Raw genomic sequence first — 16,769 nt, 5'->3', positions numbered from 1 at the left:
CGTATGGATGGGAAGAGGGATTGTTTTGAAATGTATAAATTGTGGGCAACTTTGCGAGGGAGATCAGTTGAATTGTGAAAGTTGCCAGCGGACCTTGCATAATGAACAAGGTGAAGGATGCTCGCAAATAGACAAGGAATTAGAAGTATATGTAGGGAGACAATATCCGAATTACAAACGGAAATGGGAGCTTGAGGAAAAGCGGATTGCTAGGTGGAGCTGGAATGGTTGGGCAGCTATTTTTAATGTAGGTTGGCTTGGATATCGTAAGTATTATTTGCCTGCAGCTTTATTTATATTGTTATTATTAGCATGCGATGCGTTTTCTTATTATATGGGATTCAACGTAGCACTGCCGATCATTAATATGGTGCCTCTTACGTTTTTGTTACTCGTTTTTATTTTATTTGGAATGGCTATTTTTGCGAATGGATTATATTATCAATTTGCAGAAAGACGTATATATCGAATAAAAGCACGAGAAATTCAAGATGAGTCGGTTGAGAAGTATCTCATCTGTGATAGTGGTGGAACGAGTAAAATGGGAGCAACCATCGTTACGATTTTAGCGGTTGCTAGTATCTTTTTCAGCCATTTCTTTTTCCCGACTGATCGAGATATTATACAAAAGGTTCGTGCAGGCTCACTATATGAATATCCGTTCTTTTCCATTGGTGAATCGTTTGAAAATTATTTTAGAAATCCAGGTTGGGTATATTATCGTGGCACAGAGGGATTAGAATTGGTAGAGTTCCAAGGAGAAAGTCCTGATATGCCAAGGAAAAAGGTGAAAATCCAATTTGTTGTTGATTATAAATTGGGCGAGATTGAGCCGTACTCATTGACGATTAATGGCGAATCCAAAAATGAGGAAGAGTTTTTGAAGATAATGGACGAAATATTTAAAGTTCAAAATCCATTTGACATAGAGGATGGATTACAAGTAAAAGGAATAGAAAAAGAAGCGGATAGAAAGGGTTCTATCCGCTTCTTTTTTTACTGTACAAAAATAATATTTGAAATAATCTGAATCTTTTGTATAATAATATGTATTATGCTAGCTTTCATTTATACATATAGATTGGGGGAAGGAAGAATGAAGAGAAAGACAACAACAATTGCTGCACTTGCGTTAACGACGAGTGTATTGGTTGCAGGATGTGGGAATGGTGAGAAGGCTTCGACAACGAAGAAAGAATCGAATAAGGAAATGGCAGATAAACAAGTTTTAAATTTGCTAGAAACAGCTGAAATTCCTTCAATGGATACATCTAAATCAACGGATTCTGTATCTTTCCGTGTATTTGTAAATGCAATGGAAGGTTTATATCGTCTAGATAAAGATAATAAACCAACACCAGGCATGGCAAAAGATGTGAAGATTAGTGAAGATAAAAAGACATATACATTTGAATTACGTGATGCGAAATGGTCAAATGGTGATCCAGTTCGAGCACAAGATTTTGTATATGCATGGCAACGTACATTAGATAAAGCAATAGCGGCAGAATATGCATTCATTTTATTTGATGTGAAAAATGCACAGAAAGTAAATAAAGGAGAATTACCATCAGATCAATTGGGTGTTAAAGCGAAGGATGATAAAACGTTGGTAGTAGAATTAGAGCAACCAGCACCTTATTTTCTTGAGCTTACGTCGTTCCCTACATTTTTCCCATTAAATGAAAAATATGTGAAAGAGCAAGGAGATAAATACGGATTAGAAGCAGATAAATTATTATATAATGGACCATTTACAATGAGTCAATGGAAACATGAACAAAATTATCAGTTAAAGAAAAATCCTAATTATTGGGATAAAGATACTGTAAAGTTAGACGAAATTAATGTAAGTATTGTGAAGGAAACGAGCACTGGAGTAAATTTATATGATAGTGATCAAGCAGATCGAGTTATTTTAACTTCTGAATTTGTTGATAAATATAAAAAGAATAAGCCAGATGAATTTAAAACGAAGTTAGATCCACGTATGTATTTCTTACGTTTTAACCAAAAAAATGCAACGTTTAAAAATCAAAAAGTTCGTGAAGCAATTGATTTGGCATACGATAAAAAAGGAATTGCTGATGTCATTTTAAATGACGGTTCTTTGCCAGCATATTTCTTAGTACCTGAAAAATTCACGACAGGTCCGGATGGAAAAGACTTCCGCTCTGTAAATAAAAACTTCCGTGATAGTAAAGATAACGCAGCGAAAGCAAAAAAATTATGGGAAGAAGCGAAGAAAGAGCTTGGTCAAGATACAATTACGGTTGAATTACTAAATGATGATAATGGTAGCCGTAAAAAAGTAGGCGACTTTATTAAAGAAGAATTAGAGAAAAACTTACCTGGTATTAAAGTGAATTTGAAACAGCAACCATACAAGCAGAAGCTAGATTTAGAAAAGAAATTCGAATATGAATTCTCATTATCTGCATGGAGCCCTGACTATCCAGATCCAATGACTTATATTGATATGTTTGTTACTGGAAGCTCATTTAATGAAATGAATTATTCTAATCCGAAGTATGATGATTTAGTAGCGAAATCAAAAGGAGAGCTATTAAAAGATGATAAAGCACGCTGGAATGCACTTGCGGAAGCTGAAAAAATCTTAATTGGTCAAGATGCTGCCATTTCTCCTACGTATCAACAAAGCACAGCTTATTTAGAGAAGCCGTTTGTAAAAGGTATTGCGAATCATACGTTTGGCGGGGACTTCAGTTATAAATGGGCATATATTACAAAAAAATAGTATAATAAAAGGTGAGTGAATTTTCGCTCATCTTTTTTTGTATAAGGAGGAATTATAGTTGTTAAGGGGAATCAATCATCTTTGTTTTTCAGTGTCTAATTTAGAAAACTCTATTATGTTTTATGAAAAAGTATTAGGAGGAGAATTATTAGTTAAAGGGAGAAAATTGGCGTATTTTAACATATGTGGAGTATGGATAGCACTTAATGAAGAGAAACATATTCCGAGAAATGAGATTCATCAATCTTATACGCACATTGCATTTTCTGTTGAACAAGAAGACTTTGAACGTCTAATACAGCGATTAGAAGAAAATGATGTTCATATTTTACAAGGAAGAGAACGGGATGTAAGAGATTGTGAGTCTATATATTTTGTTGATCCTGATGGACATAAGTTTGAGTTTCATTCAGGGACATTGCAAGACCGAATTAATTATTATAGGGAAGATAAACCTCATATGACATTTTACTAAGGGGGGAAGAAGTTGCATGCGTTAGTAATTGGTGGAACGGGAATGCTAAAGAGGGTGTCTATGTGGCTTTGTGAGCAAGGGTTTCATGTTTCTATTATTGGAAGAGATGAAGTGAAATTAGAAAATGTTAAACGGGAGAGTACCACACCTGAAAGTATCACATGCCTTCCGTTAGATTATCATCATGATGACGATGTAAAGTTAGCTATTAAAAACACAATTGAGAGGAATGGCCCAATAACATTAGTTATCGCATGGATACACGCAAGTGCTAAGGGTACGTTATCACTCATTTGTAGAGAATTAGACTTATCGTCTAAAACATACAATGTTTTTCATATTTTAGGTAGTAAAGCGTCGCGTATGCCCGCACAAAAAATAGGAGGTACGCAGTGTAGCTACCATAGAATAATATTAGGTTTTATATTAGAAGATACATACGGAAGATGGCTTACTCATGAAGAAATATCGGATGGAGTAATAAAAGGAATTGAAAGTAAATGTGATGAATGGATTGTAGGACGAGTAGAACCGTGGGAATTGCGGCCGACATGGTAAGGGGGAATTGAAGTGAAGACAACGGTATATGTAACAAGGCATGGTGAAACGGAATGGAATGTAGAGAAACGAATGCAAGGCAGGAAAAATTCTGCTTTAACTGAAAATGGTATGTTACAAGCTAAGCAATTAGGAGATCGAATGAAAGATTTATCTATCGATGCGATCTATAGTAGTCCGAGTGAAAGAACCCTTCATACTGCAGAGTTAATAAAGGGCGAACGTGATATACCGATAATCGCGGATGAGCATTTCTATGAAATTAACATGGGTATATGGGAAGGACAGACAGTCGATGATATAGAAAGGCAGTACCCAGACGAAATACAGTTATTTTGGTATGAGCCACATCTTTTTCAGTCAACATCAGGAGAAGATTTTGAGTCTGTTTATAAAAGGGTAATAGAGGGGATACAGCTTCTTCTAGAAAAGCATAAAGGAGAAAGTATATTAATTGTTTCTCATGCGGCAGCGGCAAAGCTACTTGTAGGACATTTTGCGGGTATTGAAATAGAAAATGTATGGGATGATCCATTTATGCATAGTGCTAGTCTAAGTATAATAGAATTTGAAGAGGATAAAGGTGAAGTGAAGCAATTTGCAGATATAAGTCACTTTCAATAAACGTAAAAAAGGCCGCAAAACGGCCTTTTTTTATAGGCATAAAAACTAGCAATTACGTTTTTTATACCAGAAGTGATCGAATTTCTTGTTTTTGCAAGATGGGAATTTATGTCCGCCATCTTTGCAATCGTTCCATTTCTTTCCGTCATCACACGAATCGTCGCAAGAGTGACCGTGTCTGTTAGGGAAGAATTCGCATTTTTTACAGAAACTTCGTTTTGTCCAGAAAAATTTCTTTTCAAAGCGTATACATTTTGTAACGAAAGTACAATGTTTTCTGCGAGTACGTTTTGTAACTAAAACGCATTCTTTTCTACGCGTTACTTTCGTAACAAATGTCCATTTTTGAACACGTACACGAGTACATTTCGTAACAAATGTCCATTTTTTTACATGCGTACATTTTGTAACGAACGTACAATGTTTCACGCGAGTACATCTTGTTCTTGGACATTTACCCCCAGTTGTACATTTACATCCAGTTGTACAATTATGATGAGTGAATTTATCATCATCGCATTCAAAAGTACTTGGATCTTGGTGTAAGAAATCCTCCATCCCAGCACTTTTGATTTCTTCAACCGCTTTTCTAATATCACGTTTCATAGAAATCCTCCTTATCATGTATTAAGTTGAAAAGGTATTCTTTTTCCTTAACATGATATGAGATATGACGTCTTTCTGAACAGGACAAGAGTGTAATTTTATATAAATAGATGATAGCGGATGTATGGACAAGGCAAGGTGCATACATTGAATGAAGAGAACTGAGAAGGGATGAGAAAATATGCTACCTTCATATGATTTTTTTATTCATCCAATGTACTTAGTGGAATTAAAAAAAGACATTTGGTCAGATAGTCCAGTGCCAGCAAAATTAACTTATGGAAAAAAGAAGTATGATATTGATATCGTATACCGGGGGGCTCATATTCGTGAGTTTGAGAAAAAGTCTTATCATGTTATGTTTTATAAACCGAAAAAATTTCAAGGTGCGAAAGAAATTCATTTAAATTCTGAGTTTATGGATCCGTCTCTCATACGAAACAAACTATCTTTAGACTTTTTTCATGATATTGGTGTACTTTCACCAAAATCACAACATGTATTTATAAAAATTAATGGTCAAATTCAAGGTGTATATTTACAGTTAGAATCAGTTGATGAAAACTTTTTGAAAAATAGAGGATTACCGAGTGGTTCTATTTATTATGCAATAGATGATGATGCGAATTTTTCTTTAATGAGTGAGAGAGATAAAGATGTTAAGACTGAGCTCTTTGCGGGTTATGAATTTAAATATTCGAATAAAAATAGTGAAGAACAGCTTAGTGAATTTGTATTTCAAGCGAATGCTTTGTCGAGGGAAGCTTATGAAAAAGAAATTGGAAAGTTTTTGCATGTTGATAAATATTTACGATGGTTAGCTGGCGTTATTTTTACACAAAACTTTGATGGTTTCGTTCATAACTATGCACTATATCATAACGATGAAACAAATTTATTTGAAGTGATACCGTGGGATTATGATGCAACTTGGGGGCGAGATGTACAAGGAAGACCACTAAATCATGAGTATATTCGTATTCAAGGCTATAACACGTTAAGTGCAAGATTGTTAGATATACCTGTATTTAGAAAGCAATACCGAAGTATTTTGGAAGAAATACTAGAAGAACAATTTACTGTTTCGTTTATGATGCCGAAAGTAGAAGGTTTGTGTGAATCGATTCGTCCATATTTACTACAAGATCCCTATATGAAAGAAAAATTAGAAACATTTGATCAAGAAGCTGATATGATTTATGAATATATAAATAAGAGAAGAAAATATATACAAGACCACTTACATGAATTGGATTAATTTTGAAAGAGATTGGAACATTATCAATCTCTTTTTTTGTATAATAAAGATGTATCAACAAAACTGACTTACTATTCACTTAAAAGAGTATGGGGGATGTGGAAACATGACGGTAAAATGGATTGATTGGGTAAAACAAATACAAGCTATAGCCCAAGCGGGTTTAACGTATTCTAAAGATGTGTATGATATAGATCGTTTCCAACAATTACGGGATATTTCCATTTCGATGATGTCACATTATACAAAGACAGATTGGGAAGTTGTAGAGAAGTTATTTGCAAATGAGACAGGCTATCAAACACCAAAAGTTGATATTAGAGCAGTCGTTTTTCAAAATGAAAGGTTATTATTTGTGAAAGAAAAAAGTGATGGGAAATGGGCGTTGCCAGGTGGATGGGCTGATATCGGCTATACGCCAACAGAAGTAGCAGCAAAAGAAGTTATAGAGGAGACGGGTTATGAAGTGGATGATTTTAAACTATTCGCTATATTTGATAAAGAAAAACATCAACCATCGCCTTCAGCAACACACGTATATAAAATTTTTATTGGCTGTAAGATTATTGGTGGCGAAAAGAAAACGAGTATTGAAACAGAAGATGTGGAGTTCTTTGGTGAAAATGAATTGCCTAATTTATCGATTGCTAGAAATACCGAAGAACAAATTAAAGAAATGTTTGCCTTTATGAAAGAACCTCAGAAAGAAATATTAATAGATTAATCATGCTTATGCCAATCATATTGTTGAAATGAAGATATTGGCAGAATGCAACCTTTATGTAATAATGGGATGGTATGTGAAGAAAAAAGGAGATAGAAAATAAAATGTTAGCAAGCATAATAGATCAGTTATTGCAATTTTTTGCAAGCTTAGGTTACTTTGGAGTAGCGCTAGCTTTAATGATTGAAATTATCCCGAGTGAAATTGTACTTTCGTATGCTGGATTTTTAGTAGCGGATGGTAAAATTAGTTTTGTCGGTGCAGTTATCGCCGGAACTATTGGTGGTACTTTAGCCCAAATCTTTTTATACTGGCTTGGATATTACGGAGGGCGTCCAGTTGTAGAGAAATATGGGAAATATCTACTTATTAATAAACACCATTTAGACATAGCGGAAGGTTGGTTTAAGCGTTACGGAGCAGGAGTAATCTTTTCTGCACGCTTTATTCCAGTCGTACGTCATGCAATCTCTATTCCAGCAGGATTAGCTAAAATGCCATTAAAACTATTTACACTGTATACAGTAGTTGCGATTATTCCATGGTCAATACTATTTATATACTTAGGTGAAAAGCTTGGCGGGAATTGGCGACACATTAAAGAGTATGCATCTGATTACACACATTACATAATTATAGGAGCTGTTCTTTTTGTTGCTCTATACTTCGGTTTGAAGTATTTCAAAAAGAAGAAAGCAGCGCGTTAAAGTCAATGATTTTTCATTGGCTTTTTTATTTGTTTCGGTTCTAAAAAAAAGGAGTTGTCCATAATGTGTAATAATAAAGCGTAGCGGAGGAATGTGATGAAAGGGTCACCGTTTATACGTGGAACGATATTTTTAACGATGGCAACGATGATATCTAAAATGTTAGGGTTTATATATGTTATACCATTTACAGCAATGGTCGGTACGAGTGGGTACGTTTTATACACGTATGCATATCGTCCATATACGATTATGCTCAGCATTGCGACGATGGGACTACCACTTGCCGTTTCAAAAATGGTATCAAAATATGATCAACTGAATGATTATCATACGGTTAAGAGAGTGCTAAAGAGCGGTATCTTTTTTATGTTAATAATGGGAGTAATCTCATGTTTTACGCTATATATATTAGCTCCACATTTAGCTAAACTTGTAATCGATGGAAATGATCAAACGGGGAATAGTGTAGCAGCGGTCACTACTAATATCCAAATTGTAAGTTTTGCGTTAATACTTGTACCGGTAATGAGTTTATTAAGGGGATTCTTTCAAGGGTTTCAATCAATGGGGCCTTCTGCTTTAAGTGTAGTTGTTGAGCAGTTTTTTAGGGTCTTAACCATTTTAATAGGAAGCTTTGTCGTTTTATATATTTTAAAAGCTTCTATCTCGCTAGCAGTTGGTATTTCAACGTTCGGTGCCTTTATGGGAGCGATAGGTGGATTAACTGTTTTAAGTACGTATTACATAAGAAGGAGAAAACACTTAAAGAAAAAAGAGATGGCAAGTATACCGCAAACAACGAAATCTTTCTTCTCACTGTATAAGGAGCTCTTTACATATTCAATACCGTTTGTTGTGGTTGGTTTAGCAATTCCGTTGTATCAGACGATTGATACATTTACAATTAATAAACTACTTATACAAATAGGGTATATGCAAGGAGAAGCGGAGAAGATAAATGCAATAATTGGTCTTGTTCAGATGGTTGTACTCATCCCAGTTTCCGTTGCGACTGCTTTTAGTATGTCTCTCGTACCTGAGATGACAAAAGCCTATACAGCAGGGAATGTGAAGTTACTGTACAAACATTTTACGAGAACGAATGTATTAGTAGTAGGTATTACGGTACCAGCGGCGATTGGAATGATGTTGTTAGCAAAACCAGTATATACTCTTTTATTTGGTGCCGGAAATGATCCGGAGATGGGGAGAGTTATTTTACAGTATTATGCTCCTGCCTGTATACTATTTTCGCTTTTTACAGTAACAGCTGCGATGTTACAAGGAATTAATCAACAACAGAAAACAGTGCTAGGATTAGTAATTGGCATTATTGTAAAGATAGTTTTAAATATCGTATTGCTTCCGTATTTCGATTATGTAAGTTTTATTATTTCAACATACGCTGGTTATACGATTTCAGTTGGCTTTAACTTGTGGATGCTTTCTAAATATGTTATAAAGGCAACATAAGCTTTTTAAGGCAGAGAGCACTCTGTCTTTTTCTTTGTTTAGAATATTTTTCTTATAAAAACGTTTTCAAAATAATTTTTCTATTGAAATTTAAACGTATGTTTCATATGCTGAGAATGGCGGTTCAAAAACTGTTCTGTAAGAGAGGTAGATTCCTACATGTAAAAAGAATCGGGGTGATAGTATGTTAAATATTTATTTAACAGACCGAAACGGAAAACTACAAGAGGTTGAGGAAATGCAAAAGGGTTGCTGGATTAATGTACTTCATCCAACGGAAGAAGAAATTCAATATCTAGTACAAACTTTAAATGTAGACTTAGATTTCATTAAAGACCCTTTAGATGATGAAGAACGCTCTCGTATTGAAAAGGAAGACAATAATACCTTAATAATCGTGGATATTCCAACAGTTAGACATGATGAAGAAGGAAATTCGATTTATGACACGATTCCAATAGGTATGATTGTAATGCCAGATTGCTTTGTGACAATTTGTTTAGAAGAAAACCCAATTTTCGAACGCTTTATTAATCAACGTATTAAAGAATTTTATACGTTTAAAAAGACACGCTTTGCACTTCAGCTCTTATATACGATTTCTACTTATTATTTAAGATACTTAAAGCAAATTAACAGAAAAACAATCGATTTAGAGCATCAATTAAATAAGTCGATGAAAAATAAAGAGATTTTCACATTGCTAGGCCTTGAAAAAAGTTTAGTTTACTTTACAACATCATTAAAGGCGAATAAAATTGTAATTCAAAAATTAATGCGTAACAGTACATTTTTAAAAATGTATGAAGACGATCAAGATTTATTAGAAGATGTATTAATTGAAAATAAACAGGCGATTGAAATGGCGGAAATATATAGTCACATTTTAAGTGGAATGATGAATACTTTTAGCTCCGTTATATCAAATAATTTAAATAGTGTTATGAAACTGTTAACGTCTATCACAATCATTTTATCGTTACCAACGATGGTTTCTAGTTTCTTTGGAATGAACGTAAAGGTTCCGTTTGAAGGGGAAGCACATGGTTTTGTAATTGTACTCATAATATGTGTAACACTATCTTTCACATTAGCGTTTGTTTTTTGGAAGAAACGTTACTTTTAACGAGAAGAAAGCTGCTCTAGCATAGTTGTGTAACTGCGCTAGAGCAGCTTTTTTGCTATGAAATCCAAAGTTTTGAATAGAATATAACTTATAAAATGTAATGTATCTGAAAGGTAGGAATTCCGTATAAGCCTTGTCCAATTAATAAAATAGGGTTAAAATTACATATTGTTAATGAAAAGTTGGAGGAAATACATCATGGAATTGTTTCAATTACCGAAAGCATTCCTGCAAATGAATACAATCTTTATCTCTATTTTGATCGAAGCACTTCCTTTTGTGCTCATTGGTGTATTTATTTCAGGATTCATTCAAATGTTTGTGACAGAAGATATGGTAGCAAAATGGATGCCGAAAAACCGATTTCTGTCTGTTTTAATGGCTACTTTTTTAGGTATGATGTTTCCGGGTTGTGAATGTGGAATCGTTCCGATTGTAAGGCGGTTAATCGGAAAAGGGGTTCCACCATATGCCGGGATTGCATTTATGTTAACTGGGCCAATTATTAATCCGGTCGTATTATTTGCAACATACGTTGCCTTTGGAAGCAGTATGCACATGGTATGGTATCGTTCTATTGTAGCGATTATCGTAGCAATTATCGTTGGAATTATATTATCATTTATGTTTAAAGAACATCAATTAAGAGATGATCACTTCCCAGAAGTGAATCATAAGCGTCCATTACGTAAAAAAATGTGGGATGTATGTACGCATGCTGTTGAGGAATTTTTCTCGATGGGAAAATATTTAGTATTAGGTGCGTTAATTGCAGCGGCAGTTCAAACGTTCGTACAAACTTCAACACTTCTTGCTATAGGACAAGGGCCGTTTTCTTCACCAGCTGTTATGATGGGACTTGCTTACATTTTATCACTTTGTTCAGAAGCGGATGCATTTATTGCTTCGTCATTCCAAAGTACATTTTCAACAGCATCACTTGTCGCGTTCCTTGTATACGGACCGATGGTGGATATTAAAAATATGTTTATGATGCTTGCAACATTTAAAACGAAATTTGTAATTGTCGTTACAGTTACAGTTACACTTGTTGTTTATGCAAGCTCACTACTCATTTATGCGATGGGGTGGTAGGTTATGTTTCGAGCATATATATTATTAGGTTTTACAATCTTAATCGCGCAGCTTCATATTTCAGGTAATATTACGAAGTATATCAATATGAAGTATGCCTATTTATCAAAAACAGCAGCTATTATTTTAGGTTTTTTAACGGTCGTTCAAATTATTATCGTTTTCCAAAAAGAACATCAAAAAGAAAAAGAACAGCACAATTGTGGTTGCGATCATAGCCATTGCGGGCATGATCATTCGAAAGATGAAAATACTTGGTGGAAAAAAGCATTTTCGTACACATTATTTTGTTTTCCGATAGTCACAGGATTGTTTTTCCCGATTGCAACATTAGATTCGGACATTGTTAAGGCGAAAGGGTTTCATTTTCCAGTAGCACAAGCAGAAAGTAAAGATCCATTTATGACAAGGCAATTTCTAAGACCTGATACGAGTATTTATTACGGGAAAGAAGGATACCGTGGTGTAATGGAGAAAGGGAAAAAAGAGTTTGTTACGAAAGATAGTATTACTTTAAAAGATGAAGATTTTCTAAAAGGGATGGAAACAATTTATAATTATCCTGGTGAGTTTACCGGGAAAAAATTATCTTTTAAAGGGTTTGTTTTCAAAGATGATTCTTCTCAAAAAGAACAATATTTCTTATTCCGTTTCGGTATTATACATTGTGTAGCGGATTCAGGTGTATATGGTATGTTAGTGAAAAAACCAGAAGGGGTAGAATGGAACAATGATGATTGGATTCAAGTTGAAGGAGAGATATCAACGGAATTTTATCAGCCATTCCATGCGAACATTCCTGTTTTAGAAGTAACAAAATGGAATAAAGTTGAACAGCCGAAAGAACAATATGTATTTAGAGGAGCCGATTGATTACATCGGTTCTTTTTTGTGGACTAAGAGTTCTGAATGTTGTTAATATTAAACGTGTAGTGATAGTAAGCTCATACCGTTCTAGTGTTAATGGGAAATGGAACTCTTACCGAACTTCTTTGCTCCAGCCGAATTTTGTGGTGGGAGTCTTAATGTCTGCAAATAGCGGATTAAATAATCAAAGAGGTGATAACAATGACTGAAGTAAAGGGAAAAACAGCTAATGAATCCAGAGTGTTTAAAACGAGCCGAGTATTTCCAACAGATTTAAATGATCATAATACGCTATTTGGTGGAAAGATATTAGCCGAGATGGATATGGTTGCTTCTATCTCCGCAACGAGGCATGCAAGAAAAGAATGTGTGACAGCATCTATGGATTGGGTAGATTTCTTACATCCTGTTCGCTCTTCAGATTGTGTTAGTTATGAATCCTTTGTAATTTGGACAGGTAGAACTTCTATGGAAGTATTTGTGAAAGTAGTAGCAGAAGATTTAATTTCAGGTGAGAAACGTATAGCAGCAACATCATTTGTTACATTCGTTGCACTTAGTAAGGACAATAATCCAGTTCCAGTTCCTCGAGTAATCCCCGAAACAGAAGAAGAGAAAGAATTACATCGCATTGCTGTGTTACGTGCAGAACAACGTCATATACGTAAGGCGGAGAGTAAGAAAGTAGCCACATTACTAACTTTTTGAGTTGAATATGTAGTCGTTAACGGTATTATAACGGACTGAAATGTTTTTCATATGAAAAGCGGACACCTAAAAATAGGTGTCCGCTTTTATAGTTTTTTCATCCACATATCATATGACGATAACTACTTAGCAGAAGCAAGCAGCACCGACGATGATTAAGAGGATAAATAATACGACTAATAGCGCGAATCCATTACCATGTGCGAAGCCCATTGTTATTTCCTCCTTTTATTTTAAGATACAACATACAATATGCAAATGAGCTATCGTTTGATATGGACATATATCATGTAATGACATATTTTCTTGAATGATAATGTATTAAAAAAGGGAAGATATAGAAATAACAGTAAATGGAGAAAGGAAAATATCCATGAAACACTTTTTCGCTGTACTCCTTTTTTTAGTAGGTGTATTCATTTGGATGAACATCGATTTGGAAATGGGGAAAAAAATGGCTAGTGAATATGAATTAGGACAAGTTCGATTAGGTGATTTTCAACTATATACAAACGGCGAAGAGTTATATAAGAATTTATTTGAGGATATACGTAATGCAGAAAAGTACATATATATCCACTTTTATATTGTAGGTAAAGATGAAATAAGCCAAGAATTTTTGCAGTTACTCGAGAGAAAGGCATCGAGCGGAGTAGAAGTGAAATTGTCAGTCGATCGAATAGGTGGATATAAGCTGAAGAAAAAGATAATTCGTCAACTAAAAAGAAACGGTGTCCAGTTTACGTTTAGTAAAAAGCTTAAACTGAAACATGTATTCTATTCATTGCATCAACGGAATCATAGACGCATTGTTACGATAGATGGGAAGGTATCATACGTCGGCGGTTTTAATATTGGAAAGGAGTATCTTGGACAAGATCCGAAATTTGGTCCGTGGCGTGATTATCATATACGAGTCAATGGCAATGGTGCTATGGATATGGAAAGAAAATTTGCTGCTGACTGGAAAGAAGATACAGGAGAAAAAATGCCTGTAAATGAAAGTTTACCTGCGATAGGGAATGTGAAATATCAATATTTATTTTCAGATGGAAAAGGTTTATGGGAGAAATATGGAGCGCTTTTAAAGCAGGCTAAAAAGTCTTTAATTATTGCTACGCCATATTTTGTACCAAGTAAAGAAATGATGAATGAGTTAAAAGATGCATTACATCGTGGTGTCAATGTGAAAATTCTCGTACCATTTAAAAGTGATGCGGTATTGTTAAAACAAGCGGCTTATCCGTATTTGAAAGATATGAACGACGCTGGAGCGGAAATTTATCAATATCGGAATGGTTTTTTTCACGGGAAAGTAACAATCATTGATGGAGAAATTGTCGATATAGGTACAGCGAATTTTGACAATAGAAGTTTTTATTTAAATTGTGAATCTAATTGTCTCATATATGATAAAAAAGTTGTTGCTGACGTATGGAACCGATTAAAAGTAGATTTTCATAAATCAAAAAGATTTTCGAAAGAAGATTTTGAGAAAATTAGTAAATGGGATTGGTTTTTAGCAAGAATAGCAAATGTTATAGCATCATATTTATAACATATAGACAAAAGAGAAGGGAGGCACTTTCATGGATTGTATGAAAGAATTAATGAGGTATAGTTATATGCTTATATATAAGGTTGGGGAGTATACAGGAAAGGTAAGAGACGAAGAATTAAAGGAGCTATTACAGCAGCATTTACCTTATATGCTGCAAGCATATAATGAACAAGTGAATTTTCAAGAAGGAGAGAATGTACAGCATATAACTTGTGAACCAATTTCATTTCATTTTTATGAAAACGAAAATGCAAATGATAGTAAATATACAGGGGATGTCCATATTGCAACTTGTTATATTTCGCATTTAAAACGGTTAGCACTAAAGTTCGCTCAAGTGGCGGTTGAAGTTGCGAATCCAGAATTCCGCTCGTTTTTAGAAAATTGCTTCCTGAAAATGAACCGTTATGCCTATAGTGTATGGCAATATGTTGTGAAGAAAGAGTATAAGATTAAACATGTATATGAAAATGAGAAGTTTGCATAAGAAACTAAGGCGGAAAGATAGGCGCCTTAGTTTTTTATTTTTCATGGAGAAAAAAAGAATAGGAGTCTATGTCTATTATCAGAAAATTTACAAATATTTACCGTTTATTTACTATTTTTCAATCTTTCCTTTAAAAATAGAGAGTAATATGGGATTGTACATATTCTATCTAAAGGAGGAAACGCAAATGAACAAATGGGTTAAATCATTAACTGCTATGGCACTTGCAAGTTCTTTATTAATGGTAGGTTGTAGTAAAGGTGAGGACAAGAAGAAAGAAGACGATACAACAACACAACAAGAGGACAAAAAGGATAAAGAAACAAGTGGAACTGAGAAGTCTACGGATTCTAAAGAAAAGAAATAAAGTAAAACTTTAATCAGTGGGGGCATCCCCGACTAATTATTAGTTGAACCAATCGGGCTTTAACGGGCAGTTGATCCCCACTTAACTTCTTTGTTTTTACTGAATTTTGAGGTGGGATCTTACTGCCCGTTAAGGCGGGGTAAAATAATAATAGAGCTTCCTCTTATATATGAGGAAGCTTTTTTGTTGTAAATTGAGTGAGATTATTGAAAAATAGAGAAAGAATGAAAAAGGGGGAAATAAATGAAAGTATGTATATTGGGAGCAACTGGGCGAGTAGGTTCAAACATAATAAAATTAGCATTAAAGGATTTAGCTGAAGTGACTGCATTAGCGCGTGATGTAAATAGAATGGAAATACATCATGAAAGGTTACGAGTTATAGAAGGTAATGCATGGAATGAAAATGATATAAAGAAAGCGATAGAAGGAAGCGATATAGTAATTAGTGCACTTGGAACGGATCAAAATGGGACATTAGCGAAGAGTATGCCACTAATTATAAAGCAAATGAAAGAAGAAGGCATTCATAAAATCATTACAATAGGAACAGCTGGTATTTTACAAGCAAGAACAAATTTAAAGTTATATCGATTTCAATCAACTGAATCAAAAAGGAAGACAACAACCGCAGCAGAAGATCATTTAGCTGCATATAAGATACTTAGTCGTAGTACTTTATGTTGGACGGTCGTTTGTCCGACGCATTTAATAGACGGTGATGTGACAGGGGTATATCGAACTGAAAAAGATGTACTACCGGAAGGGGGAGCGAAAATAACAGTTGGTGATACAGCGCAATTTACGTGGAATCTATGTAGTGAAAACGAATATGAGAATAGTCGAGTAGGTATTTCTTATTAAAAAACCATCCCGAGATTGGGATGGTTAAAAGATGATATAACATACAAATATGATAATCATTATAATTTGGAGAATGGCTTTCGCTACTGTACTGCTTAAAAAACCGACTACAGTAGCAACTCCTACTAGAAAGGCGTCTTTTGGCGCTTTTTTATGCATGAGTTCTGTAATAAATACTGATAAGAACGGTATGATAATTAAACCGAATGGTGGGAAGAAGAAAGACCCGACAATGATAGAAATCATACCGACACGTTCGCCCCATTTAGAACTCCCGTATTTCTTTAGGAAATATCCATTTGCAATAAAATCAGCAACGAAAATGAAAAGTGTGAAAATGACTTGAATAATCCAAAAGGAAGTTGTTAGTTCTCCGCCATTTATACCAAAATGGTAAATGAAATATCCAGCCCATACAGCAAGGATGCCAGGAATGATAGGGTAAATAAAGGCAAGAAATGAAACAATGAAACAGGCAATGATACAGATTGTTAATAATACTGTCACT

Annotated in this window: 19 protein-coding genes and 1 pseudogene; 17 read left to right on the top strand and 3 right to left on the bottom strand. The window is 34.5% G+C overall.

Going from position 1 to position 16,769, the window contains the following annotated elements; translation table 11 throughout:
- Nucleotides 1-7: 7 nt before the first annotated feature.
- The 5 genes and pseudogenes from AABL52_RS16895 (at nucleotide 8) to AABL52_RS16875 (ending at nucleotide 4,415) form a co-directional block, all read left to right on the top strand.
- Nucleotides 8-1,020, top strand: a pseudogene (locus AABL52_RS16895) (DUF2628 domain-containing protein).
- A gap of 76 nt (nucleotides 1,021-1,096) precedes the next feature.
- Nucleotides 1,097-2,758 (top strand): peptide ABC transporter substrate-binding protein, encoded by a 1,662-nt coding sequence (locus AABL52_RS16890; protein ID WP_088063109.1) that lies wholly within the window; start codon nucleotides 1,097-1,099, stop codon nucleotides 2,756-2,758.
- Between the two features lie 58 nt (nucleotides 2,759-2,816).
- On the top strand, nucleotides 2,817-3,233 hold the full coding sequence (fosB, locus tag AABL52_RS16885; protein WP_088063110.1) for a FosBx1 family fosfomycin resistance bacillithiol transferase: 417 nt from the start codon (nucleotides 2,817-2,819) through the stop codon (nucleotides 3,231-3,233).
- Between the two features lie 12 nt (nucleotides 3,234-3,245).
- On the top strand, nucleotides 3,246-3,791 hold the full coding sequence (locus tag AABL52_RS16880) for a short-chain dehydrogenase (RefSeq protein WP_341518000.1): 546 nt from the start codon (nucleotides 3,246-3,248) through the stop codon (nucleotides 3,789-3,791).
- A gap of 12 nt (nucleotides 3,792-3,803) precedes the next feature.
- Nucleotides 3,804-4,415 (top strand): phosphoserine phosphatase 1, encoded by a 612-nt coding sequence (locus AABL52_RS16875; protein ID WP_341517999.1) that lies wholly within the window; start codon nucleotides 3,804-3,806, stop codon nucleotides 4,413-4,415.
- A 45-nt stretch (nucleotides 4,416-4,460) separates the two neighbouring features.
- Here AABL52_RS16875 and exsB read toward each other — a convergent pair whose 3' ends face one another.
- Nucleotides 4,461-5,021, bottom strand: coding sequence for an exosporium protein ExsB (exsB, locus tag AABL52_RS16870; RefSeq protein WP_048543130.1), 561 nt, complete (start codon nucleotides 5,019-5,021; stop codon nucleotides 4,461-4,463).
- Between the two features lie 181 nt (nucleotides 5,022-5,202).
- Between exsB and cotH the strand changes: the two genes are divergently transcribed.
- The 8 genes from cotH (at nucleotide 5,203) to AABL52_RS16830 (ending at nucleotide 12,982) form a co-directional block, all read left to right on the top strand.
- The gene (gene cotH / locus AABL52_RS16865) at nucleotides 5,203-6,279 is read left to right on the top strand and encodes a spore coat protein CotH (RefSeq protein WP_097845801.1); all 1,077 of its coding nucleotides are present in this window, start codon (nucleotides 5,203-5,205) and stop codon (nucleotides 6,277-6,279) included.
- A 106-nt stretch (nucleotides 6,280-6,385) separates the two neighbouring features.
- Complete coding sequence (locus AABL52_RS16860; protein ID WP_341517998.1) at nucleotides 6,386-7,003, top strand: NUDIX hydrolase; 618 nt, start codon at nucleotides 6,386-6,388, stop codon at nucleotides 7,001-7,003.
- A gap of 104 nt (nucleotides 7,004-7,107) precedes the next feature.
- Nucleotides 7,108-7,710 carry a DedA family protein gene (locus tag AABL52_RS16855; RefSeq protein ID WP_000881202.1) on the top strand — a complete coding sequence of 201 codons (603 nt, stop codon included), beginning with the start codon at nucleotides 7,108-7,110 and terminating at the stop codon, nucleotides 7,708-7,710.
- Between the two features lie 96 nt (nucleotides 7,711-7,806).
- Entirely contained in the window at nucleotides 7,807-9,186 is a 1,380-nt protein-coding gene (locus AABL52_RS16850; RefSeq protein ID WP_341517997.1) for a putative polysaccharide biosynthesis protein, read from the top strand.
- 184 nt (nucleotides 9,187-9,370) lie between these two features.
- Nucleotides 9,371-10,312, top strand: a complete 942-nt coding sequence (locus tag AABL52_RS16845) for a magnesium transporter CorA family protein (RefSeq protein ID WP_000932392.1) — start codon at nucleotides 9,371-9,373, stop codon at nucleotides 10,310-10,312.
- Nucleotides 10,313-10,510: 198 nt separating this feature from the next.
- Entirely contained in the window at nucleotides 10,511-11,407 is an 897-nt protein-coding gene (locus tag AABL52_RS16840; RefSeq protein ID WP_000418724.1) for a permease, read from the top strand.
- Between the two features lie 3 nt (nucleotides 11,408-11,410).
- The gene (locus AABL52_RS16835; protein WP_000488035.1) at nucleotides 11,411-12,280 is read left to right on the top strand and encodes a TIGR03943 family putative permease subunit; all 870 of its coding nucleotides are present in this window, start codon (nucleotides 11,411-11,413) and stop codon (nucleotides 12,278-12,280) included.
- A 195-nt stretch (nucleotides 12,281-12,475) separates the two neighbouring features.
- Entirely contained in the window at nucleotides 12,476-12,982 is a 507-nt protein-coding gene (locus AABL52_RS16830; protein ID WP_000141166.1) for an acyl-CoA thioesterase, read from the top strand.
- 126 nt (nucleotides 12,983-13,108) lie between these two features.
- On the opposite strand, the gene AABL52_RS16825 is transcribed toward AABL52_RS16830, so the two are convergent.
- Nucleotides 13,109-13,195, bottom strand: a complete 87-nt coding sequence (locus tag AABL52_RS16825; RefSeq protein ID WP_000505094.1) for a YjcZ family sporulation protein — start codon at nucleotides 13,193-13,195, stop codon at nucleotides 13,109-13,111.
- 160 nt (nucleotides 13,196-13,355) lie between these two features.
- Between AABL52_RS16825 and cls the strand changes: the two genes are divergently transcribed.
- From cls to AABL52_RS16805, 4 genes are all read left to right on the top strand, one after another.
- Nucleotides 13,356-14,540, top strand: a complete 1,185-nt coding sequence (cls, locus tag AABL52_RS16820) for a cardiolipin synthase (protein ID WP_341517996.1) — start codon at nucleotides 13,356-13,358, stop codon at nucleotides 14,538-14,540.
- Between the two features lie 31 nt (nucleotides 14,541-14,571).
- Complete coding sequence (locus AABL52_RS16815) at nucleotides 14,572-15,030, top strand: spore coat protein (RefSeq protein WP_000340555.1); 459 nt, start codon at nucleotides 14,572-14,574, stop codon at nucleotides 15,028-15,030.
- A 187-nt stretch (nucleotides 15,031-15,217) separates the two neighbouring features.
- Entirely contained in the window at nucleotides 15,218-15,397 is a 180-nt protein-coding gene (locus AABL52_RS16810; RefSeq protein WP_001045960.1) for a hypothetical protein, read from the top strand.
- Between the two features lie 243 nt (nucleotides 15,398-15,640).
- Nucleotides 15,641-16,261, top strand: coding sequence for an NAD(P)-dependent oxidoreductase (locus tag AABL52_RS16805; protein WP_340421575.1), 621 nt, complete (start codon nucleotides 15,641-15,643; stop codon nucleotides 16,259-16,261).
- A gap of 24 nt (nucleotides 16,262-16,285) precedes the next feature.
- On the opposite strand, the gene AABL52_RS16800 is transcribed toward AABL52_RS16805, so the two are convergent.
- A complete protein-coding gene (locus AABL52_RS16800) occupies nucleotides 16,286-16,768 on the bottom strand; it encodes a DUF456 domain-containing protein (protein ID WP_000217326.1) in 483 nt (160 codons plus the stop codon).
- Nucleotide 16,769: the final 1 nt, after the last annotated feature.

Origin of the sequence: Bacillus paramobilis, from assembly GCF_038096195.1 — a bacterium.
Taxonomy (GTDB): domain Bacteria; phylum Bacillota; class Bacilli; order Bacillales; family Bacillaceae_G; genus Bacillus_A; species Bacillus_A mobilis.
The sequence above is the reverse complement of the archived record's forward strand: the minus strand, read 5'-3'. Positions and strand labels throughout refer to the sequence as shown.